The organism is Serratia sp. Res13-Sevr-LER1-36-b (genome assembly GCF_015673035.1).
GTDB lineage: Bacteria > Pseudomonadota > Gammaproteobacteria > Enterobacterales > Enterobacteriaceae > Chania > Chania fonticola_C.
Window position 1 is genome coordinate 1 of record NZ_JADACK010000004.1, and the last position, 351, is coordinate 351.

General features: G+C 56.1%; 1 pseudogene. It reads left to right on the forward strand.

The annotated features are described in order from the left end of the window. Positions 1 to 351 (forward strand): annotated as a pseudogene (locus IMQ33_RS01105) (IS3 family transposase); the annotation flags it as partial.

Sequence of the window (351 nt, forward strand, 5' to 3'; positions counted from 1 at the left end):
ACAAGGCGATGCTGCAGGATGTGCTGGCAAAAAAGAACTGACGCTGGCACGCCTGCGCGAATGGGTCAGGGATTTACAGGCCCGATACGGTGCCAGCGAAAGACAAATCTGTTTTGCGCTACGGCTCAGCCGCAGCTCGTTTAGATATCGTTCTGTTGCTGCCGATGACAGCGCACTGCGCCTGCGTATTCGTGAGATCACCGAAACGCGAATTCACTACGGATATCGCCGGGTACACGTGATGCTACGGCGTGAGGGCTGGCGCGACAATCACAAACGGATCTACCGCCTCTACTGTGAGCAAGGGCTGTCGCTACGCCTCAAACGACCACGTCGCAATAAATCTGCCCA